The 21218-nt window shown below is 61.3% G+C and carries 24 protein-coding genes; 12 read left to right on the plus strand and 12 right to left on the minus strand.

The genetic code is table 11. From position 1 onward, the window contains the following. Window positions 1-102 precede the first annotated feature (102 nt). A complete protein-coding gene (locus tag FJW08_RS23305; RefSeq protein ID WP_140812469.1) occupies window positions 103-525 on the plus strand; it encodes an antirestriction protein in 423 nt (140 codons plus the stop codon). A gap of 73 nt (window positions 526-598) precedes the next feature. On the opposite strand, the gene FJW08_RS23310 is transcribed toward FJW08_RS23305, so the two are convergent. From FJW08_RS23310 to FJW08_RS23320, 3 genes are all read right to left on the minus strand, one after another. Beyond that, window positions 599-829, minus strand: coding sequence for a hypothetical protein (locus FJW08_RS23310; RefSeq protein ID WP_246682506.1), 231 nt, complete (start codon window positions 827-829; stop codon window positions 599-601). Between the two features lie 84 nt (window positions 830-913). Further along, the gene (locus FJW08_RS23315; protein WP_140812471.1) at window positions 914-1195 is read right to left on the minus strand and encodes a helix-turn-helix domain-containing protein; all 282 of its coding nucleotides are present in this window, start codon (window positions 1193-1195) and stop codon (window positions 914-916) included. Beyond that, a complete protein-coding gene (locus FJW08_RS23320) occupies window positions 1192-1524 on the minus strand; it encodes a type II toxin-antitoxin system RelE/ParE family toxin (RefSeq protein WP_140812472.1) in 333 nt (110 codons plus the stop codon). The genes FJW08_RS23315 and FJW08_RS23320 overlap by 4 nt, the downstream gene beginning before the upstream one ends. Window positions 1525-1736: 212 nt before the next feature. On the opposite strand from FJW08_RS23320, the gene FJW08_RS23325 reads away from it, so the two are divergent. From FJW08_RS23325 to FJW08_RS23335, 3 genes are all read left to right on the plus strand, one after another. After that, window positions 1737-2030, plus strand: coding sequence for a hypothetical protein (locus FJW08_RS23325; protein ID WP_246682508.1), 294 nt, complete (start codon window positions 1737-1739; stop codon window positions 2028-2030). A 703-nt stretch (window positions 2031-2733) separates the two neighbouring features. After that, on the plus strand, window positions 2734-3057 hold the full coding sequence (locus tag FJW08_RS23330; protein ID WP_027144402.1) for a DUF736 family protein: 324 nt from the start codon (window positions 2734-2736) through the stop codon (window positions 3055-3057). 55 nt (window positions 3058-3112) lie between these two features. After that, complete coding sequence (locus FJW08_RS23335; RefSeq protein WP_140812473.1) at window positions 3113-3439, plus strand: hypothetical protein; 327 nt, start codon at window positions 3113-3115, stop codon at window positions 3437-3439. A gap of 68 nt (window positions 3440-3507) precedes the next feature. Here the strand turns inward: FJW08_RS23335 and FJW08_RS23340 are convergent, their stop codons facing one another. The 4 genes from FJW08_RS23340 to FJW08_RS23355 form a co-directional block, all read right to left on the minus strand. Next, on the minus strand, window positions 3508-3786 hold the full coding sequence (locus FJW08_RS23340) for a WGR domain-containing protein (RefSeq protein ID WP_348642695.1): 279 nt from the start codon (window positions 3784-3786) through the stop codon (window positions 3508-3510). Between the two features lie 199 nt (window positions 3787-3985). Further along, window positions 3986-4468: an XRE family transcriptional regulator gene (locus FJW08_RS23345; RefSeq protein ID WP_140812475.1), complete on the minus strand. Its 483-nt coding sequence runs from the start codon at window positions 4466-4468 to the stop codon at window positions 3986-3988. A 181-nt stretch (window positions 4469-4649) separates the two neighbouring features. Beyond that, complete coding sequence (locus FJW08_RS23350; protein ID WP_227792322.1) at window positions 4650-4934, minus strand: hypothetical protein; 285 nt, start codon at window positions 4932-4934, stop codon at window positions 4650-4652. Between the two features lie 53 nt (window positions 4935-4987). Continuing rightward, a complete protein-coding gene (locus tag FJW08_RS23355; RefSeq protein WP_140812476.1) occupies window positions 4988-5689 on the minus strand; it encodes a ParA family protein in 702 nt (233 codons plus the stop codon). A gap of 441 nt (window positions 5690-6130) precedes the next feature. On the opposite strand from FJW08_RS23355, the gene mobC reads away from it, so the two are divergent. From mobC to FJW08_RS23375, 4 genes are all read left to right on the plus strand, one after another. Further along, on the plus strand, window positions 6131-6358 hold the full coding sequence (mobC, locus tag FJW08_RS33045) for a plasmid mobilization relaxosome protein MobC (RefSeq protein ID WP_246682510.1): 228 nt from the start codon (window positions 6131-6133) through the stop codon (window positions 6356-6358). Then, the gene (locus tag FJW08_RS23365; RefSeq protein ID WP_140812478.1) at window positions 6358-9186 is read left to right on the plus strand and encodes a hypothetical protein; all 2829 of its coding nucleotides are present in this window, start codon (window positions 6358-6360) and stop codon (window positions 9184-9186) included. Before mobC ends, FJW08_RS23365 begins: the two co-directional genes overlap by 1 nt. A gap of 4 nt (window positions 9187-9190) precedes the next feature. After that, the gene (locus FJW08_RS23370) at window positions 9191-9406 is read left to right on the plus strand and encodes a hypothetical protein (protein WP_140763081.1); all 216 of its coding nucleotides are present in this window, start codon (window positions 9191-9193) and stop codon (window positions 9404-9406) included. A gap of 219 nt (window positions 9407-9625) precedes the next feature. Further along, complete coding sequence (locus FJW08_RS23375; RefSeq protein ID WP_140763195.1) at window positions 9626-10534, plus strand: nucleotidyltransferase and HEPN domain-containing protein; 909 nt, start codon at window positions 9626-9628, stop codon at window positions 10532-10534. A gap of 15 nt (window positions 10535-10549) precedes the next feature. On the opposite strand, the gene FJW08_RS23380 is transcribed toward FJW08_RS23375, so the two are convergent. From FJW08_RS23380 to FJW08_RS23400, 5 genes are all read right to left on the minus strand, one after another. Then, window positions 10550-12109: a M81 family metallopeptidase gene (locus tag FJW08_RS23380; protein WP_140812479.1), complete on the minus strand. Its 1560-nt coding sequence runs from the start codon at window positions 12107-12109 to the stop codon at window positions 10550-10552. 60 nt (window positions 12110-12169) lie between these two features. Continuing rightward, window positions 12170-12967, minus strand: coding sequence for an ABC transporter permease (locus FJW08_RS23385; protein ID WP_227792347.1), 798 nt, complete (start codon window positions 12965-12967; stop codon window positions 12170-12172). 46 nt (window positions 12968-13013) lie between these two features. After that, complete coding sequence (locus FJW08_RS23390; protein ID WP_140763075.1) at window positions 13014-13901, minus strand: ABC transporter permease; 888 nt, start codon at window positions 13899-13901, stop codon at window positions 13014-13016. A gap of 2 nt (window positions 13902-13903) precedes the next feature. Continuing rightward, entirely contained in the window at window positions 13904-15007 is a 1104-nt protein-coding gene (locus FJW08_RS23395; RefSeq protein WP_140812480.1) for an ABC transporter ATP-binding protein, read from the minus strand. A 94-nt stretch (window positions 15008-15101) separates the two neighbouring features. Then, complete coding sequence (locus FJW08_RS23400) at window positions 15102-16247, minus strand: extracellular solute-binding protein (RefSeq protein WP_140812481.1); 1146 nt, start codon at window positions 16245-16247, stop codon at window positions 15102-15104. A 226-nt stretch (window positions 16248-16473) separates the two neighbouring features. On the opposite strand from FJW08_RS23400, the gene FJW08_RS23405 reads away from it, so the two are divergent. From FJW08_RS23405 to fabG, 4 genes are all read left to right on the plus strand, one after another. Beyond that, window positions 16474-17202, plus strand: coding sequence for a GntR family transcriptional regulator (locus FJW08_RS23405; RefSeq protein WP_140812482.1), 729 nt, complete (start codon window positions 16474-16476; stop codon window positions 17200-17202). A gap of 168 nt (window positions 17203-17370) precedes the next feature. Beyond that, window positions 17371-18669, plus strand: coding sequence for an aspartate aminotransferase family protein (locus tag FJW08_RS23410; RefSeq protein WP_246682518.1), 1299 nt, complete (start codon window positions 17371-17373; stop codon window positions 18667-18669). Continuing rightward, window positions 18669-20411 carry an acetolactate synthase catalytic subunit gene (locus FJW08_RS23415; protein ID WP_140812483.1) on the plus strand — a complete coding sequence of 581 codons (1743 nt, stop codon included), beginning with the start codon at window positions 18669-18671 and terminating at the stop codon, window positions 20409-20411. The genes FJW08_RS23410 and FJW08_RS23415 overlap by 1 nt, the downstream gene beginning before the upstream one ends. Continuing rightward, window positions 20411-21190 (plus strand): 3-oxoacyl-ACP reductase FabG, encoded by a 780-nt coding sequence (gene fabG, locus FJW08_RS23420; protein ID WP_140812484.1) that lies wholly within the window; start codon window positions 20411-20413, stop codon window positions 21188-21190. Before FJW08_RS23415 ends, fabG begins: the two co-directional genes overlap by 1 nt. Window positions 21191-21218: the final 28 nt, after the last annotated feature.

The raw sequence follows: 21218 nt of genomic DNA on the forward strand, positions 1-21218 counted from the left end.
CCTATGAGAGAGCCAGAGGTGGTCGAGACCGGAGGGCGGTGCGGGCAGGTGAGAGAGAGGCCCCGTGCCGCTTCCATCCCGCTCTCTCTGGAGGTCCAGATCATGACCACTCAAGACACTACCACCCGCGTCGCCATCGTTGTAAGCGAGGACCGTCGGGTGAACTTTCTCCCCGGCCTGTTCGGGCTCCAGCACCTGATCGTCGCCGAGAACACCCTCTACGGCCTCATGGAATGGCTGAGCCCACTCGATTATGGCGGGGGCTTCTGGCGGTTCTACGAATACGAGGGCAAGCCGCTCTATCTCGTGCCGACCTCGAAGGACCGCTACCGGATGACCTGCGAGACGAACGGCTACGAGGGGGAGGTATCCGCCGACGCGGCAGGCATCATCGCCACGCTGTTCGCCCTTTCGCATCTTTCGTTTCGATATGAGTCCGACCTGCTGGCCGAGGGTTACGCCCGCCTCTACGCATTTGCGGCCGAACATCCGGAAGCCTCCGAAATATTCCAGGCGATCGACTAACCGCCATCGGCGCCTGACAGGCGCAAGGGGCCGCGGTTGCGGCTCCCTTGCAGACTGCCCGCATGGCGATCGTCTAGTCCGGATCGGTCTCGGTGAAGGGCGAGGGCAGCGTGGCTTCCTCGGGAAGCTGGGCGACAGCCTCGATCGCTCGTTTAAGCCTGTGGCTGCGAAAGGCGCTGTCGGCGAACCACAGCTCGATCTCGGCCGGATCCAGCGTGTCGACAAGCGCCGAGGTCGGCACGGCGCAGCCCGAGTCCCGGATAACGCGGATATTGTGCTGATAGCGCCGGATGCGTTCCGCCATCGGCATCTCCGGGCCATGCTTGAGCAACTTGTCTTTCGGCCATTCCGGCATCGCATATCTCCCGCGCCGGCCTTCGCCTCGTGGTCACGCCGCTTTGGCGATGTTCATTTCCACGTGCATGCCGGCTGTCGCCACCATGTTGACCAGCGTATCGAGGCCGAACAGGTCGATCTTGCCGCGCATGAGATCGGAGATGCGCGGCTGGGTGACGCCGAACAACCTGGCGGCCTGGGACTGGCTCAGCCCTTCCGTGGCAATGTGCTGCTTGAGCGCCATCATCAACGCCGACCGCAACTTCATGTTCTCGGCCTCGGCGGGCGTATCCGCGATGGCGTCCCACACACTCTCGAAGCGCTCGTTGCTCATCGGTTCAGCTCCTGCACCAGGTCCTTGTAACGTCCCGCGGCGAGCGTGAGGTCCGTCCGCGCCGTCTTCTGCGTCTTCTTCTGGAAACAATGCAGCACATAAACAGCGTCGGCAAACCGGGCCACGTAGATAATCCTGAATGCGCCGGCCGCATCCCGGATCCTGATTTCCCGCACACCCTGCCCGACCGTGTTCATCGGCTTCCAGTCGTCCGGCTCGCGGCCGTTCTGAACCTGGTCGAGCTGATGACCAGCCTCGCGCCGCGCCGCCGCGGGAAAGGCGCGCAGATCGTCAAGGGCGCTCCCACGGAACTCGACAGACTTGGTCATCAAACCTACCCATACAAAATTTTATATGGGCTGGCAACTGCGACCGTCTCCGAGTGCTGGGATGGGTGATCCCCGCGATGAATTCTCATCGATCGCGCTGTGAGGACTGTCGGGCCTATCCGGCTGCCCCGGACGGGGCTCTATTGCCCCGCCAGAGGCGGCTCCACGAAGCCTGCTGACGCACTCTTCGCCCTTTGCGGGGTCACGATCCCTTGCGCGACCCCCACGAGCAATTTCAGGACACACTTCACACGGGAAATGGCGCGCGCCGGGCCGATTATGGCCTGATGATCTGGGATGGCGCATCACCCGGCACCTTCCTGAATGTGCTGCGCCTAGTGTTGATCGCTTCGCCCTGCGTCGTCTACGACACGATGCGGAGCAGGGTGACGACCGCCTGCAGCGTGGCTGAATGGCGAGCCATGTTCGAACGCGCCGGCGCCGACGTCGCGCGCGAGGTCATCGCCCGGATGACGGCAGAGGAGCGGAAAGCGGTAGCGGCGTAAGCGCAGATGGACACCACCTTCATTCACGTTGGGCGATCGGCTACGGTCTCGGCCAGCCTCCTATTGCAGCGCAACCCGGCCCCCTGCGAAGCCGGCATGACGCGCTCAGGACGGCCCCAGGCATACGGCGACCTTCTTGCTCTCTTCGCCGCCGGGAGCCAGGACGACAACCCTGAAGCACGATTGCACGCCGCCCTCGCGCGGCGGTGCAGTGCCTCTCTCGCCGAACCGCTGGTGACAGCTTCGTCGGCAGCGGCGATCATGACAGTCGTTGTCGGCCTGCCGAGGCTGCGGAGAGACCAGGGTGCTTCCTCGCCGGAGTTGGCGGTGCCGAACGATGGTCAGGATCGATGACGGGAGCGGTCAGGGATCCTCCCAGCGGCCGCCGGCCAGAGGTCACGCCTTGCGACCGAGGCAGCCACAGAAGATCGTCCCGGCTTCGGTTGCAACGCGAGGCATTCCCTTTTCATGTCGCCTTTGTAGAGGACCGCCTGCTTTGTGCGGTCAACCCCCGTTGGGGGTACACTCTGCGCAAATTCAGGAAAATTCGATTTCAATTTTTGTTTGCGGGCAGGCGAAGGACCTGCCCGCGGTTTTCGGCAAATAGAATTTTCCAGAATTTGCGCCGAGATGACCGCAGCAGGACGCCCTCTCCTTCGACGCCATCGGGAATGGTTCCCGATGCAACCGAAGGAGAACTATCATGGCTACCACGATCGCTAACCTCACCACCAAGTCGGACGGTTCGATGGAAGGCGTCTTCGCAACGCTCCGGATCAACGCTCCGATCACCGTCATCCCGAACGGCAGCAAGGCCAGCGAGGAAGCGCCCGACTTCCGCATCCTCAACAAGCGCACCGGCTTCGAGATCGGCGCGGGCTGGTACCGCAAGTCGCAGCGGTCCGGCGAGGAATACCTCTCCGTCAAGCTTGAGGCGCCCGAGATCGGCGTGATCTTCGGCAACGTCGCCCCGGCCCCCGGCGGTGATGAGAGCAAGAAGGTCATCCTCTGGAATAACCCGCAGTGAGCGATCGGTGGCCGGCCCCGCAGGGCCGGCTTACCCCTGCCAACAGGAGGCTGCAATGAGCCGCTACACCATCACCGCCACTGGACACGGCCGATTGGACCCCGAAGCCATCATCGGCTACGACCCGCCGCTGCGAACCTATTTCCTACAGGCATTCCCTCACGAAGAGACCGACGAACCAGCCCTGTGGCTCGGCACTCACGATCGGGACTTCGACACGATTGTCGCCCTGCACGCAGCGGCCTTTGCCAAAGGATACGACTTCACGCCGCTTCCCGAGGAAGTCGCCGCGCAACTCGCCGCCGACAAGGCGGAACACGCCGGCCGGCCACGCCACGGCGGCTGTCTCGGCGAACCTCTGCGAAAGCCGCAATTCGAATAATCACTGGACAGCCAAGAGGTCTGCGCCGGCGCAGGCCTTTTGCAGTCCCGCCGATGACATCCCAATCGTCAACCATTCCCTGACGCATCATGATAGCCGCGTCGTCTTTTGGCGTGCTCGATCGCTAAGCGAGCCGCGTGCGCCTCCTCCGCTTCCTGGTAGAGGTCGATACGGATACGGCCCGGTCGTCCGATCCTCCCCCACTCCCGCACAACACAGATGTCGCCGAACAGGCTCGGCATTGTCGACAAGCTATAGTACCGCGCCATGTTGCACGCGGGATCGATGCGGTGGAGATGTGTCGCGGCATCTGTCGGCATGACGCGACATTCGCCGCTTACGTCCATCTCGTCCAACGAGTTCGATGAATCAGTCCGGCTTTATCGATTCACAATTCTGATGCGTGGAAGTGGCGCTAGCTTTGGGCGAGCCGCCTTCGGCGGACGGCACAACTTACGGCGTGCCGGCGCTCCCCGAGCCGGCGTCGCCCTCTCGGCCGCCGGCGACGATCCCTCTCGCGGCGCCCCGGTCGGCGTCTTTGCCCACCTATTTCGATGGCTGCTCGGAAGTTCTGTCTTCCCCCACCAGACCTTCGATCATGCTGAGCAGGCTGGATGCGGTCGAGGCGGGCATGTCCAGAATGCGCAGCACGAGCTTCAGCTTGTCGTCGGCCTCCTTGCGGCTTTCGCCGAAAAAATGCGGTGCGGCGGCGTGGATCATCTCCACCGGCGAACAATCGAGGATTTCGCAAAGGTGGATCAGCCGCGTCGCCTGCAGCTTCGAAAACGCCCGCTCATAGCGCGCGAAAATCGTCTCATGCAGCCCGACCATCATGCCGACCTGGGCGCGATTGAGCCGCTTCGCGTCGCGATGCTCGCGGATGAACTGGCTGAATATCTGCTCCATCTCGCCGAAGCTTCGAATGCCCTCGAAACCTGGCTTGCGATAGATCGGTTTCTCCGATTCTTCGTCGCTTGTTTCGACGAGCCCACATTCGTCGATATATTTCTGAACATCCTTGATCGCCATGTCGCCGGCTTTAGCCCGCTCCTGTTGCCCCAAAAACACGTCGCTATGACGCGTGTCTTCGCCCCCATTGGTCCTTCCACCGTGAAATCAGGACCAATTTGACATCAGCCTAGCAGCAAATAGGCGCTCCGATCAAATGTCCTTGGACAGCGAGCCGGGAGGCTGGAACCTGATCGGACTATCAAGCGCCAATCTCGTCGAGATATTTGACGATCGCCGCCTCGATGATCGCCTGCATCGATGTCTCCGCATTGAACGATGCCAGCTTCAGCCGGCGCTTGGTCCGCCGATCAAGGCTCACATTGACGAAAAAGTTCTCCCCTTTCACGCGCTCCCGTTTCACCCGCCGCAGCGCCTTTCTCGCCTCCTGACGGATATTGATATCGGCTTCCGCCGTGTTGGCCGGAGGCTCCGGCAGCCTCGCATCTGCCTCAGGCGCGCGCGCGTCCGGCACGTCGACAGCCACCTTCTTTTTGGGAGCGGTCACGAACTCATCGAGCGATAGATGCTCTTTTCCGCTCACCGTCCGCCCCCCGTCTCTCCATCAGCGCCCAAAAGCTCATCGATCTCCTCCACAACGCTTTGCGTCTCCCGACGTGCCTTCGCGATCGCTTCCGTCAGTTCCTGCATCTGCAAGGTCCCGATGCCGTTCTGGATATCCTTGTACACGTTGCGCTCCATCACCTCGGTCCGGAAGAGATAGGTTCCGACCTTGTCCTCGATGATCGGCCGGATCTTACGATAAAGTTCGGTGTGCCGTACGGTCAACGAGACCCGCGTCCGCAGCACACCGTGACGGCAGCCGCGGCCGAGCGCCTCGTTGACGCGCAGGACGGATTCAAAACAGTCGATCGCGCCGAGTACCTCCCGCTTCGATGCCTGGATCGGCGAGATGACAAGATCGGACCATCCAATCACCGGATCAACGATCGCCGTGTCCTCGCCCGGCGTGTCGATCAGAATGTAGTCGAAGCCGGCGCCTGCGCGATCCAGATAAGTGCCGACCGCCTTGGCCGTCTTGTGGCCAACGACATCGACGCGCTCGGCCTGGGCTTCCTTCTCCCGGCAGTCGCTCCACCACTTGGTCAGATTGCTGCGCGCATCCATGTCGATCATCGCTACGGTTCGACCTCGAAGGGCATACTCGCCAGCGATGTTCATGAGAGCGGTGGTCTTGCCTGCGCCTCCCTTGCCGTTGATGGCGGAGATCACGGTCGGCATCCTCTTCTCCTACAAATATGGGTTTCTACTCACACACGAATCCGCGATTGCAGGGATGTGGATTCATGTGACGCAAGGCTCAGATGAATATAGAAATGTAGAGTCATCTTGACCATATAAAAATGGACGATGCGCCAGAATTACTTAATATCGATGTCGATTTGGTTGGCAGGATACGGAAAAATGTGATACATTTTTCCTGACGATCGAGGGACAAGCCCTCGATCCGCGGCCTGTGGCCGCAAAGGCCAAGAAGGATCATCGATGACGGCGTCGAATGGATCGCCTCCCAAAAAGCCCGCCAGGCGAGAAAGGGTCGCCCACATCCGCTTTTCCGACGATGAAATGTCGGCTGTAGAAGGCGCGGCGGAACGGGCCGGGCTTTCGGTTTCACGCTTTATGCGATCACTCTCGTTGGAAGGCGCCGGTGTCCGACCGTTTATGAGCAGGCAAGACCGGGCGATCATCGGGGTGCTCGTCGAGGACATGCGCGCCGTCGGCGGCAATCTCAACCAGATCGCCCGTGCCCTCAACGCAAGTCGGTCGGTGGCGGGTTCGGATCTCACGGGAGCGATCGACGACGCCCGCGCGATAGCCATCACCGTCGCCGCGGAACTCTCGTCCATGACGAAGCGCGCCGGTGCTGCCCGGCGTGGCGAGGCGGCCTGATGGAGTTTTTTCTCGGTGCCTTCGAACGGGATTGGGAGCACCGGCGCGCTACACTGCTGCATGAGCTGCAAATGGGCGAGCATGAGGGGATCGATTGGGACAGACCGCGAAGGGGAGGGGTGGCGCATCTGCCGGAGGAGGGCGCTGGTCGGCAGCAGCGTGGCGGCAGGAGGCCCGGCAGCGGAAGCGGCCCCGCCTTCCGGGGCGGAACTGCTCGGCCGATGCCTGTCCGGTTCGCGGCGCTGGCGCGGGGAAGCCAGCCGGCAGTGGTCAAGCTTGCCTCCTATGGTGGCGGCGTTCGGGCGGCTGCAATGATGAGCTACGCGTCGCGCAGAGGGGAATTGCCGGTTGAGAATGAGAGGGGCGAACACATCACCGGAAAGGCGGCGCTCGCCTCACAGCGCGGCGATTGGGAGCATCTATTCGACAACCGGGCCACCAGTCGCGATGTCGGCATGTTTGAGGTTACGATTGCCGACACGCTCGTCGGCCGTGGCAGGCAGGAACTCGTTCGCGAGATACTGAGCGCGGGCTTTGGAGACCGGCGTTTTGTTTATGCCGTCGAGGAGCGGAATGCCGGCGAGATCGAGGTGCGTGGGGTGGTCGTGCTACGAGACCGGAACGGCGAGCGCCTGACTGCTGACGCCAAGGCAGCGGACATTGCCCAGGAGAGGTTTGAGAATTCCGAGGTCGGCTGTGAAGCGGAAGCCCGTTTCCGGTTCCGCGGTCATGGCAACGGCGTTGAGTTCGCGACGGCGCGGGTACGGGAGCTCGTCGAGCGCGTGCAAGGCGACGTCAAGGACGAGACGGGACGGGTGATCCAGACGTTCGATCAGTCGGGCGATCTGGTCCAGAAGGAGTGGCGGCGCGAACTGCACAGCCGCAAGGGCAGGGACGTCATGCATCTCATCGTCTCGGCGCGCGCCGGCACGAATGCGACAGCATTCCACGGCGCGGTGCGCGATTTTCTCGGCGAGCAGTTTGGTGGACATCGCTATATTTTTGCGCTCCACGATCCTGCCGATGACCCGAAGGAGACCCGGCAGGGCGGTCGGCGGCCGCACATCCACGCCCATGCCATCGTCACCATGCGCTCCGAGACAGGCGAGCGGATCCAGACCAGCCCGCAGGTGTTTCGGCAATGGCGCGCTTTGATGGCTGAGAAAGCCCGCGAGCATGGCATCGACATGGAGCTCACCGACCGGCGCGATCTCGCCAGCCCGCCGGCCTATGGCCGCAATCAGGCGCGGCCGGTGAGCTATGTCGGGCGAACCGAGCATGAAGGCACAAGCCGCGCCGCACAGGCCCGTTACGATGCCAAGCGCGCCAATCGGCACTCTGCGGCACGATGGGAGCGCAGCGTCGGCTATGCCGTCGAAGCGGCGCAGGCCTGGGGCGAGGTCGTGCGCTCGGATTCCGACAAGGCCGTTTCCGAGTTCGCTGCCGAGCAGATCGGCCGGCTACAGGCGGCACTACGAGAAAGTCAAATCGACATCGAGAAATTTGAAAATTCGCTGAGCCCTACAAATCTGAATGCCAATATGATAGAGCCTGATAAGTTGATCGGAGCCGGAGAGACTCCCATGCGCGCGATGACACGACCAGAATTCGAGGCTTATGGAAAGCGTGTCGAAGCCGTGCTGGCAGCTGTCGAAGCTTCGATCGAGCCGGCCGAGCGCAAGGAATTCGACGAGGTCGCCGCGACCGCGCGCGAGGTGGTGAACATTCGCCGCGAATATCTCGAACTTTCAGAACGACAGGGTGGGATTGAGCCTGTCGAGGCTGATCGCGATGACAATGGCAAACAGACTTCCACCAGGGACGAGCAGCATCTTCAGGAGGTGGGTGGATTTCAGCCGACCGAGCGCGACGATGGCGAGCGACGCATCGAAGGAAGACCGAGCACCGATCGGGATCAGCAGCACAACGATGGGCAGGCAAGCACGTCTCGAGACAGTCCGTTCGATGATGCAGTCGCTCGCCATGGCGAGAGTGCGGTGCGTGAAGGAGACGAGATCCTGGCGGAATACGATGCTGCTTTCCACTCGCTTGATCGCGCGACCGACAGATACTCGACCGAGTATTTCCGCGCTGACATATCCGATGATGAACGTGCAGCCGTTCGCGCTGACTATTTTGCGGAGTCAAATCGGTATGACACCTTGCTCCAACGATACGCCCGGGAAGCCCTTGATGGGAACACCTATCTCTACGAGCGATCAAAGGGGGAGGAAAGCCTGCTTCAGGCACTGAACGACGAGGCTCAGGTCCGAGCTTCCCGTCGGGCGATCGATATGTACGATCCCACACGGAACCTCCCCGCGAGGCAAAATGACGCGCAGGCGGTTCGCGCCGGCGACGCGTTGTTCGCCCAGATCGACGCCGCAAAGAGAGATGTCCATCGTTATTACGAGCCTGAAGCGCGGGACATCCGTTCGACGGGGAGGTCCGGTCGCGTGGAAGGCGAAGCCGAGGGTGTGGCTCGGATTGCGAGGCTGAGTGAGGCCGAAATCAGACATGCGGATCTGCTGCGGGAAGCGGCCCGGGCCGCTCTCGACGGCAACGGCTATATCCGTGACATGGCAACGATCAGACACGACCTGAACAACGAAATCCAGTTGGAAATCCGGCGTCGCGCAGAAGCTGAACGAGGACGTCACGAGAATGTACGCGAGGCAGCCAGACCGTCCGAGTCGGGCGATCGTACCGCGCGGGTGACCCAGGACCACAGGGCGGATCCACCGCAGCAGCAAGTTCCGCGGCTACGCGAATTGGAGCGCGAAGTCGAAGAACGCCATCATCGCACGCTTGAAGACCGGGAACGCTAGTTCAATGAAGCAGCATTGGCACGTCAATCCACTTCCACCGCCGGACGAGAGTTCTGATCGCCCGGACGGTTCTGTGGGACTCGCGCTGTGGGCTCTGATCGTGATTGGTCCCATGATTTATTTTGGACATCAGCTGGGTGCTGTGGAGACTTGGCTGCTGGGCGCCTATCAAATGCTCGAAAGCTTGCTCCTGCCAATTCGAGACTGGCTCTTGGGCTAGTCGTCGTCCCATTGGAACGCCTCGTGATCGAGATCCTGAAACACCCGCCAGATATGACCCATTATTGCAACCGCGAAGTTGCGCAGCACAACCCAATCAGGCATCGTCGCTGATCGATGAGAGGTTCCCTTCATTGGCGAACTTCCCTTAACCGACAGCAATGGCAGAAGCGATAGAGCCGTCCTCTACTCTCGATCCGGATTGCAACACCCCGTGATGATGAAGACCAGCATCGATCATCTGCCTGAGCACAAGCAGGGCGAACTCGGCCGGATCGTCGATATCCTGCACGAGGAGTTCGACGATGCGCTGGACAACGGCACGGCCGAGTTCAAGAAAAAGGGCCGTATCCTGAAGATCATCCTGTTCGGTTCCTATGCGCGCGGCGACTGGGTCGACGAGCCGCATACGATGAAAGGCTACCGATCGGACTACGACTTGCTCATCGTCATCAACAACCGCAAGCTTGCCGACTTCGCCTACTGGTACAAGGCAAAGGACCGGCTCATACGCGACAGGGGCATCAAGACGCCGACCAGCTTCATCACACATTCACGGCGAGAGGTGAACACGGCGCTGCGCGAGGGACAGTATTTCTTCACCGATATTCGCCGCGACGGCATCGTGCTCTACGAGCTCGACGAAGAGCCGCTCGCCGAGCCGAAGGCGATTACGCCCGCGGCTGCCTATAAGTTTGCCGAAGAGCATTTTGATGATCGCATACCTGGCGCACGGGACTTTCTTGACGCCTTTCGGTTTGCGCTGGAGAAAGGACGGCTGAAGAACGCATCTTTTCAGCTACATCAGGCAATTGAGAACACCTATGCAGCTCTTCTCTTAGTGTTCACAAATTACAGTCCGCCATCGCACAAACTCACATTCCTCCGGGCGCTTGCAGAGGAGCAAGACCGGCGGCTGGCCGAAGCATGGCCGCGCGACCAGCAGCGCTACCGCGCGTGGTTCAACACACTCAACGAAGCCTATGTCAAAGCCCGCTACTCCAAGCATTACGCGATCAGTGAGGAAGCGCTTGTCTGGCTCGGCGGGCGCACCGCCGATCTGCACCGGCTCGTCGAAGAGATCTGCCAAGCCCACCTGACACGGCTGAAGGAAGCCGCCGGCGGTTGACGCCAGGGATGGCTTTTAACGGTCGCTCAGTGCTGTCGCCACCCTCACGGATTTGCCGTATACAACAGTCCTGATCTGAGGGGCAGGGATCTTGTGTTCGGGCCAGAACCTGGCCTTCTTCCGCTGCAGTAGCCTTGGGGTGTAGTAGCCAATTCCCGGCGTTGCGACGCTCAGCGGCGTGCCTATCCCGGCAAAATTCAGCTTGAAGTGATAGCCGGATTTCACCACGACGAAATCCTGGGCCGCGACATCGATGCCCTGGCTTACAAAAGCTGCCGGGTCGTGGGTGAAGCCCGGCTTGCTTGTCAGCAGGACGCTTAGCCGGTCATCGACAACGAACACCGCGGTTCGCCCGAGAGACGACTCTTCGCCGGCACCGAACGGTCCCGTTATCACGAAGCGGCCGTCACCTACGTCTGCGACAAAACCGGAAACCGTAAGAGGCGCGAACCCCGGTGTCATGCGCCCGCCCATGGCGAGCGTGACATGCGCGCCGGGCCCGGCCGTTGTGGAGGTCTCGACACTCTCAGGATCAGTCAGCGGTATGGCACCGCGAAGGCAATCGCCGCGAGCCAGCGCCCGTTCGATAATCGCTGTGCTGTCGCCAGGCGCTCCGGCCAGAACCCGATCGCCCATGTCGGCGAGAATGTATGGGCGCCGGTTGGCATCTCGCGCAACGAGATCAAGGGCACCATCGATCGTAAGAAGATCGTCCCGAAAATGCTTGCGCCAGGACCAAAAGAGCTGGGCGAGTTCTGTCGCAACCGCATGCGCCAGCCTACTCGGACCATCCGTCAGCACGACCACTGCCTGGCCAATATCGGCGTCGTCGGCATGAGGATAGACATTGAACAGGGAGATGTCCCGGATCTGCGGATGCCCCTTGGCAAGGGCCCGCGCACGCGCATGAAGCTCGGCAAGCGGGCCGGCACCGGTTTCAGCAGCACCCGGCAGGATCATGGGTACCTTGGCCATGGTGAGAACCGGCTCAAGCTCACCATCGAGAACGGCTGCCACGCAGTCGACAACGCGCTCGCCACAGGAAACCACGTCGGAATGCGGGTTCTCCTTGCATGCAATGCAGATGTCGACCGACCGCAGCATGGAATGCGTGACGTGGGCGTGCAGATCGAGGCCGATACCAATCGGAACATGCGATCCAACCCCCTCGCGCAATCGCGTAAGAAGATCCCCTTCCGCGTCGGGAAGTTCGGCCGTTGCCATGGCGCCATGCAATTCAAGCGCGATGGCGTCGTATTTCTCCTGGCGTGCCAGAGCGATCAGCCTGTCGCGAATCTGAACATAAAAGTCGTGATCCACGAGACCGCCGGGTGGAGCAACGGCCGAAACCGTGGGGACCGCCTCGTAACCAAGTTCCTCGGTCCGATTGACGATGCCGCCAAGGGTGGTCCCGGACAGCCTTGCGTGTGCAATCAGCCCTTCGCCCTGCCTGATTTCGAAACGGTCGCTCGAAGTAATCTGCGGGCTAAAACTGTGCGATTCATGAAAGAAGCGCCCGACTAGGATACGTGGACGGGCCAATTGTTTCCTGGGGCGATGTTTCGGTTCGGGCATCGTTCTCGCTCCAATTTGTCTCACACTTCGGGCGCGACGGCGCAATTGACGCCCGGTGCTTCAGCCTAGGCGGCCGTTCCCGCTGCGCTGTCGCGCGATCTCGATCGTGCTCATGAGGACGAGCGAGACGAGGGTGAGAACGGTGGAAACCGCCGCGATGACCGGCGTCAGATTGAAATCGATGTCTTCGAACATCTTGCGCGTGATGGTCTTGCCCTCGATCCCCGAAATGAAAAAGGCGACAGTTGCCTCATCGAAAGAGGCGAGGAAGGCGAAGACGGCACCCGCGGCGACGCCGGGCCGTATATTCGGCAGCACGACATGAAGGAACGCCTGCAGTCGCGTGGCGCCGCAATTGAGCGCCGCCAGCTCGAGGTTCTGGTCAAAGCGCTGGAGGGCAGCGCTGACCGTGATCACCACATAGGGCACCGCGAGCATCGAATGGGCAATGACGAACCCGTAGAAACTGCCGGTCAGACCAAGCGGGGCGAAGACTAGATAGAGCGCCACGGCTATGACGATGTGGGGAACAATCAGCGGAGCCAGGGTGAACGCCTGCAGGATCTCCTTGCCAGGCAGCCGGCCCCGGACCAAAGCGACGGCAGCAAGCGTTCCGATGACCGTGGCCGACATTGTTGTCGCGACCGCAATGCGAACGCTGAACCAGGTAGCCGCCATCCAGTCCGGATCGCTGAAATACGCCTCGTACCACTTGAAGGTGAGCCCCCGTGGCGGGAACTCAATGTAGGGTGAGGTGCCGACAGACATCGGGATGACGATGAGCGTCGGCAGCAGAAGGAAGAACAGGACCAGCCCGATCGCCAGCGCGGCAAGAAATGCTGCCGCACTGTTGACGATATGGCCTTTTTCTCGAACGGCACGTTCAGCAAGAACCAGGTCAGCGCTAGCCAAGTTTGAACCCCTTGTTGAAGGCCAGTGTGCGTCGGAAGACGACGACCAGAAAAAGTGTGGCGGCGAGCAGAACGGCGGCCAGCGCTCCTGCGAACGGCCAGTCAAGAAGTTCCGTCGTCTGCTGGCCAATCAAAGTAGCCATCATGAGCGTGCTTGGCCCGCCAACGAGCGCTGGCGTTATGTAGAACCCGAGCGACAAAATGAAGGTGATGAGCACTCCTGCGGTGACTCCGGGAAGGCTCAGCGGCAGCGTCACGCGAACGAAGGCCTGGAGGCTGCCGGCGCCGAGATTGCGCGCCGCCCTTACAAGGTCGTCGGGAATGTTGCGGACCACCGAATAGATCGGCAAGATCATGAAGGGCAGCAGCACCTGCGTCATCGCCGCGATCACGGCGCCTTGTGTATAGAGGAGCCGCAAAGGCGTCTCTGTCAGCCCTGTCTCGATCAGTGCGTTATTCACGACCCCGTTGCGCTGGAGGAGCATTATCCAGGCATAGGAGCGAACGAGAACGCTCGTCCACAACGGGATGAGAACGCAAGCGGCGATCAGTATTGCCGCGCGCCCTGGAACGCGCGCCATCGCCAGAGCCACGGGATAACCGAGCAGCAAGGCGAGAGCGGTAACGACGAAGGCGATCTCGAACGTCCGCCACAGGACAAGCAGGAAAAGCGGCTCCTGCAGGATGCGCGCGTAATTCGCAAACGTCGCTTCCGGTACGAAGATACTGCCCCAAAAGAGCTTTCCGACCGGATAGAGGAAACCCCCGACGAGAAGCAGGACAAGTGGACTGACGAGAAGCAGCGACAGCACCGGCCCATATTCCCTCGCCGAAGTTGGGCGGCTCCCAAGTGAACCCTCCGCGGACGGTTTGGCGTGCATCGTCACTGCCTCCGATCAGGAAAGACCTGCACTGCCTGGCTTGGTATGGTCAGGCCGACGCGCTCGCCTTCTTGCGGATACGCCATGCCATGATCCGTGCCGGCCTGGACATGGATGAGCTCGCCTCCGGCAAGCCGCACCAAAAACGTCCGGAATGAGCCGACAAATATCACGGCTTCAACGACGCCGTTGAGCGGCGGCCTATCGCTGTCTCCCGGACGCAAGATTCGTATCTGCTCCGGGCGCACGGCCAGACGCATTTTGTCGCCTGGCCGGGGCGGCGAGGGCAGGGTGGGCGGGCATTCTTTCAGGTGAATGAAGCCGCTTTGGCCAAGGCCGAACTCAAGACCGGTTCCGTTGCAGCTGTGACAAACAGCTTCCAGGAAGTTCGTCTTACCGACGAAATCCGCCACAAATGGCGTGGCGGGGTTGTCATAGAGCGCGATCGGTGAACCGATCTGCTCCAGCGAGCCGTTGCGCATCACTGCGATACGGTCCGACATGGTGAGCGCCTCCTCCTGATCGTGAGTCACATAGATGACGGTCACACCCAACCGCCGCTGCAGGTGCTTTATTTCGATTTGCATTTGCTCACGCAGCTTCTTGTCGAGCGCGCCCAGCGGCTCATCCATGAGAAGTACGGGCGGCTCGAACACCAAAGCGCGCGCCACCGCAACGCGCTGTTGTTGGCCACCCGACAACTCGCTCGGCAAACGTTTGCCAAAGTCTTGAAGTTGCACCAGCGCGAGGGCGTCGGCGACGCGACGCGCTATCTCGGCTTTCACAACTTTGCGCATGCGCAGCGGAAAGGCGACGTTATCGGCGACCGTCATGTGGGGAAATAGCGCGTATCGCTGGAACACCATGCCGATATTGCGCCGGTTCGGCGCAACATAGGTCACGTCCCGATCGCCAATCCGGATCGCGCCCTCAGTTGGCATCTCGAAGCCGGCAATCATCATAAGGAGTGTCGTCTTGCCGGACCCAGATGGTCCCAGCAGCGAGAGGAACTCGCCGGAACAAACCTCGATGCCCAGCCCCTTTACGGCGCGAACCGCGCCGTACCGCTTGCCTAGCCCCCGAACTGAAACACTTGCTCCATCCACTGCTCGGCTACCTCCAAAAGTCCAAAGTTCAGGGACAACATCTCAGGATCGCCAAGCCCGAAGGTTCCGGCAGTCCTGGCATTCAGAAATCAGTTCAGCTCGCGATCCACGTGCTCCAGCGCTGCAAGACCTTCTCGCGGTTTGCGGCAAGCCATCCGCGGTCGACACGAACGATGTTTGACCAGTTGGCTGGCTGCAGCACGCTTGAAAGCTTGGCGTCCGCTGGCAGGAAATCGAGGGCTCCGCGCTGCGCCGTCGAGCCGAAAGACTCCGCCGCGAATTCGGCATGCGCCTTCGGTCGCGTGTAGATGAAATCGAGCAGCGCAAGCGCGGCGTTTGGATGCTGAGCCGCTCTGGTCACGGCCCAAAACGCCGCGTCCAGAGGCGCACCGTTCCAGCTGATGCCGAGCGGAATTCCCTCGCTGCGCAGCCGGAAAGCGCGGCCCGAAAACAGCATAGCCATCGCCACTTCGCGCGTGCGAAAGATCTGCTGGCTCTGGTCGCCACTCTTCCACCATACAGTGACGTGCGGCTTGATCTCGTCCAGCTTGCGAAAGGCGCGATTGATGTCCAGCGGGAACAGCGCATCTCGGCTCACGCCATCCGCCTCAAGCGCCGCAATCAATGACCACCACGGATTGCCGATGTTCGGCAACGCCCTCGGTCCAGGGAAGGCCTTCACATCCCAAAAATCCGCCCAGCTTGCCGGCTGTGCCTGGCCCTCGGGAAAGCTGCGTTTGTCGAAAGCAAGGACGCCGCCTCCGATATCAAACATCACGCCCTCACGCAGACACGAACCGTCGACACCCTGGCTGACAACGTCTGGCAAGTCGGCGCAATCACCAAGGTCGCGAAGCAGGTTCGTGACGTCTGGGGCGAGCGAGTCGATCGAAAGGGTAATGACGTCCCATTCGACCTTTCCAACCGATGCCATCGCCTTTAGCTTGGCGAGCTTCTCGCCATAGCCGCCGCCGGTGGCGACCACCTCTATGCCCGTAGCTTCCGTGAACGGTAGATAGAAGTGTTTCTTGACAAGATCCCCATAGGCGCCGGTGCCGCCGGCCACCACCACCTGTCGCTCGCCAGCCTGGCGTGCGCGTTCGACGAGTTCATCCACAGGGGCAGCCATGACAAGCTCGGGCAATGTCAGGCCAACGCTCGCGGCCGCCACCGCCTCAGCGGCCAGGCTAAGCATTTTGCGCCTGTCTATCGGCGCTCCCTCGATTTGCAATTTGCCCATTTGTCCATCCTCCCGGTGCTGCGTGCCTGAATATGTCGTCCTTTTTAAAATATGAAATTTGGTGTAACAAACGGTTCATACATCTGTCAAGCCGCCGAAACCCTCGTTGTCGCCCTCTGGCGCAGGGCACGCCCCAAGACTAGGGTTTAGCCGCGATTTCACAGCGAATCGGGCGGGGGCTCATCAGGTTCCCGATCGCACGCATGACAGGATGGATGGTTCACCGATGTTTGCTGCGCCAAAAAAAGGCAAGGAAACGCTTCTGGGCGATCTTGCGCCGATTGATCGGCACAGCAGCCTTGGCGAGAGCGCCTACGCGACTTTGAAAGACTCGCTCATTCGAGGAGCGATGCAGCCAGGCACCAAGCTTACGCTTCGTTCGGTCGCCCAAGTCCTCGGGGTCAGTACCACCCCGGCGCGTGATGCCATCACCAGACTGATCGGCGAAGGAGGGCTCATCAACGCCGGCCCTAAAACCGTCATCGTGCCTTATCTGAGCCTTCCAGACCTCGACGAGATCACGGCAATTCGCCTTTCCCTGGAGGGCCTGGCGGCCGAGCAGGCCTCCAACCACGTGACCGAGCCGGAGATCCATGAATTGGAAAACCTACAGGAGCGCATCAATCGTGGTCTGGACGAGGGGCGATACACTGAAGTTCTCGATGCCAATAAGGATTTTCACTTCCTGATCTATCGCCGCTCCGGCATGCGTCGGCTCGTTACCATCATTGAATCGTTGTGGCTTCGCATGGGGCCGGCGTTCAACGGCCTCTATCCGGAGTTCGCGCAGTCGCGCACCGGCGTTTCCAACCATTTGTGGGCTTTGCGAGGATTGCATGACCGCGATCCCGCGGCGGTGCGAGCGGCAATCGAAAACGACATCCGCAGCGGCTACCGGCGCTTATCCTCGCAACTCGCTGCTGTCGGGGAGCAGGATGGAGGATCGATCTCCTAATTTTTTTGTTGCATCAAATTTCAAAATCTGTTTTTCCTCACCCCATATTCCTAAGGTCGCATTGTTCGATGCCGCGACCGCTCATGGAGGCGAGGTGTGATCCCTGTTCCGGCCAGTTCACAAACGACGCAAGCAGCCGCGTTCCCACCTGGACCGCTTTCACATGCGTTGTTTGAACGCGCTCATGCCGTCTTCCCGGATGGCACGACACGCGTCACCATCGAACGGGATCCGGTGCCCCGCTACATTGCCCGCGCAGAGGGAGCCTATCTGACCGATGTCGACGGAAGACGCTTCCTTGACCTCAATCTGAACTTCACCACGCTCATTCACGGGCATGGTTTTGAACCGGTGCGCGCAGCCGTCGAAAGCCAAATGAGGAACGGCACCTGCTTTGCCAACCCTACGGAGGCGGAAGTCGAGCTCGCCTCCCTATTATGCACACGTGTGCCTCGGCTCGAGCGCATCCGCTTCGTCAATACAGGCACGGAAGCCGTCATGTTCGCCATCAAGGCAGCCCGCGCGTTCACCGGACGATCCCGGATCGCCAAGATCGAAGGCGCCTATCACGGTGCCTATGATTGGGTGGAGGTCGCTCAGGCAAGCGTGCCGGATAACTGGGGACCCCCAGATCGCCCGGCGGGGACGCCTTATTACCGCGGCATGCCGGCTTCGGTGCTCGACGATGTGGTGGTGCTTCGGTTCAACGATCCAGCTGGAGCGCGTCAGTTGCTGTCCCGGCACGGCAGTGACATCGCCGCCGTGCTGATCGATCCGATGCCGAGCCGTGCCGGGCTGATCGCTCCCGCACCGGAATTCGTTTCCGCGCTCCAGGAAATGGCACGCGAGCACGGGATTCTCATTATCAGCGATGAGGTCCTCAATTTTCGTCAGGACTATCGCGGCGCAGCGGCGCGCTATGGCCTTCAGCCGGACCTGTTCGCCTTGGGTAAGATTATCGGAGGCGGCTTCCCGATTGGAGCGATTGGTGGTCTGGGCGACGTCATGAGCGTGTTCGACGGCAGCCGCGGCCGTCCGTTGCTTCCGCAAGGGGGGACATTTTCCGCGAACCCGATCTCGATGGTGGCTGGCCACGCCGCGATGGAGGCCCTCGATCAGATTGCCTTCGCCCGGCTTGAACGGTTGGGTGACGGACTGCGCAGCCGTTTGGTGGACGCCATTGCACGGGCAAATGCGCCGCTTAGCATTACCGGGGCGGCTTCGCTCTTCCGCCTTCACCCGAAGCCGACGCCTCCGCGCGAATTCCGGGAAGCGCATTTGAGCCCTGCCGAAGCCAAGGTCATGAAAGAGATGTCGCGATTTTTCGCGGCAAACGGCATCATTCTGCCAGTTGGCGCGGCGGCCTGTCTTTCGACGTCCATGGGCGAAGCGGAGGTCGATGCGATCGCCGACGCCCTTGAAACATTCCTTGCCGAAAATTCCGCGCTCCTTGAGGAGATATCGTAATGTCCACGCCTTGTGCCGAAACCGTCGCCATGCGTATCGCCAAGGCCTTAAAACGCCACGGCGTACAGCTCATTTTCGCGCAAAGTCTTCCGTCGGCGGTCATCCTGGCGGCCGAGGCGGTTGGCATTCGCCAGATCGCCTACCGCCAAGAGAATATGGGCGGCGCAATGGCCGATGGATATGCCCGACGATCCGGCCGCATTTCCGTGGTTGCAGCCCAGAACGGCCCGGCGGCTACGTTGCTGGTTCCGCCACTCGCCGAAGCGCTGAAGGCAAGCGTGCCAATCGTGGCGCTCGTCCAGGAGGTGGAGCGCCCCTATCTCGATCGCAACGCTTTTCAGGAACTCGATCACATAGCCCTGTTCCAGGCCTGTGCCAAATGGGTCAGGCGCATCATTACTGCGGACCGCGTGGATGACTATGTCGATGCCGCCTTCGCAGCGGCGGGCAGTGGTCGGCCTGGTCCAGCAGTGTTGTTGCTGCCCGCGGATTTGTTGCGGGAGATTGCGCCCGAAACTGGGCATCCGCGCCTGGCGGCGCTCGGCTCATGGCCAATCGACAGATCGCGCCCAGGCGATGCAGCCATTTCTGCGGCTGTGGAACTGCTGGCAGAGGCGCGCCAGCCTGTCGTCATGGCCGGCGGCGGGGCCCTGACGACCGGTGCTCCGCAGGCGCTTGCTCGCCTGCAGGACTTGGCACACTTGCCCGTGATGACGACCCCCATGGGCAAGGGGGCCGTGGATGAAACCCACCCACTTTCGCTGGGCGTGCTTGGCCCGCTCAACGGGCCAGGATCATTGGGGCGCCATTCGAGACGGTTTCTAGAAGAGGCGGATGTGATCCTGCTTGTCGGGACGCGCACCAATCAGAACGGAACTGACAGCTGGCGCTCGATTCCCCGCTCCGCCCGCATCATTCATTTGGATGTCGATCCGGTCGAGATCGGTCGTAACTACGAGGCGCTCCGTCTCGTCGGCGATGCGGCGGAGACGCTGGTAGCCCTGTCGGAGATGCTCAATTGCCGTGACCTTTCGCATCGCCTGGCGGGACGCGATCAACTGGAGGGAAAAATCGCGCAAATGCGTGCTGCGTTTGAAGCAGATCGCGGCGCGATTTTGGCGCGCAACGCTGCGCTGCTTCGCCCTGAGCGCATCATGATGGAGCTCCAGAGCTGCCTTACGCCCCAGACGACGGTGGTGGCGGATGCCAGCTATTCTTCGATGTGGGTGGTCGGCCAACTCACCGCCTTGAAAGCCGGTCAGCGGTTCCTCACGCCGCGTGGCCTCGCCGGTCTTGGCTGGGGGCTGCCCATGGCCATTGGCGCAAAACTCGCTGACTTCGACGGCCCCGTTATCGCCTTGGTCGGCGATGGCGGATTTGCCCACTCCTGGGCGGAGCTTGAAACAATGGTACGCCTTGGCATCGACCTCACTGTCATCGTCCTTAACAACGGCGTCCTCGGCTATCAGAAGGATGCCGAAACCGTGAAATTTGGCCAATACACCAGCGCTTGCCACTTCGCACCGGTCGACCATGCCGCGATTGCCAGCGCATGTGGCTGCAACGCCATAAAAGTCGAGCATCATGAGGACATTCTCCCCGCGCTTCGACGCGCACTTTCTGAAGACGGACCCTGGTTGATCGACATCGTCACGGACCCCGATGCCCATCCGCCGTTGTCTCTCTTTGATGGAACGCTCGACCGGTCTCAACCGTCTCGCTCTCTCATGGAGGAGGTCTGATGGTGGAGCTCGGCGACGAGATACCGGTTGCTGTCATCACCGGCGCCTCAAGCGGCATAGGCTTTGCAAGCGCCGATGCCCTCCTGCGGGCCGGCTACCGTGTGGCCTTCTTCAGTCAGCAGCCGGAACGCGTTGCGACATCCACCCGCGCCTTGGCCGGTTCTTATGGGAACGAGCGCGTACGATCCGCGGTTGTCGATCTACGCGATCCGGAGGCTGTGCGTGGATTCTTCACAGATCTCAAAGCGGATTGGCCGGGGCCGGCGGTCCTCGTCTGCAATGCCGGATACTCCCCGAAACGCAATGGCGGGCGCGTTCCCATCGAAGAAATCGACCTCGCTGAATGGCACGAAGTCTTGGCGATCAATCTGACCGGTGCGCTGGTTTGCTGCCAATGCGTGCTGCCTACCATGGCCGAGCGTCGATACGGGCGCATCGTCTTCATCGGTTCGCTCGCCGGTCGAACGATGCCGCGGATCGCCGGCGCCGCCTACACGGCATCCAAAAGCGGCCTTGTCGGCCTGGCGCGCTCTATCGTGAGCGAATACTCGCAATTTGGCATCACGGCCAACACGATTACGCCCGGTCGCATCGTCACCGATATGGCGGGTCCCACGGAGTCGCCCATCAACAAGGAATCGCTGGCGCGCGTACCCATTGGCCGTCTAGGTCGGCCAGAGGACGTTGCTCGCGCCGTTGCGTTCCTAGTGGCGCCGGACGCCGACTTCGTGAATGGCGCGGTGCTCGACCTCAACGGCGGTGAATTCACGCCGCCGTAAGTCCTTTAGGCGCCTTCGACACCGCTGA

The sequence above is a fragment of the Mesorhizobium sp. B3-2-1 genome (assembly GCF_006439515.1).
Taxonomy (GTDB): domain Bacteria; phylum Pseudomonadota; class Alphaproteobacteria; order Rhizobiales; family Rhizobiaceae; genus Mesorhizobium.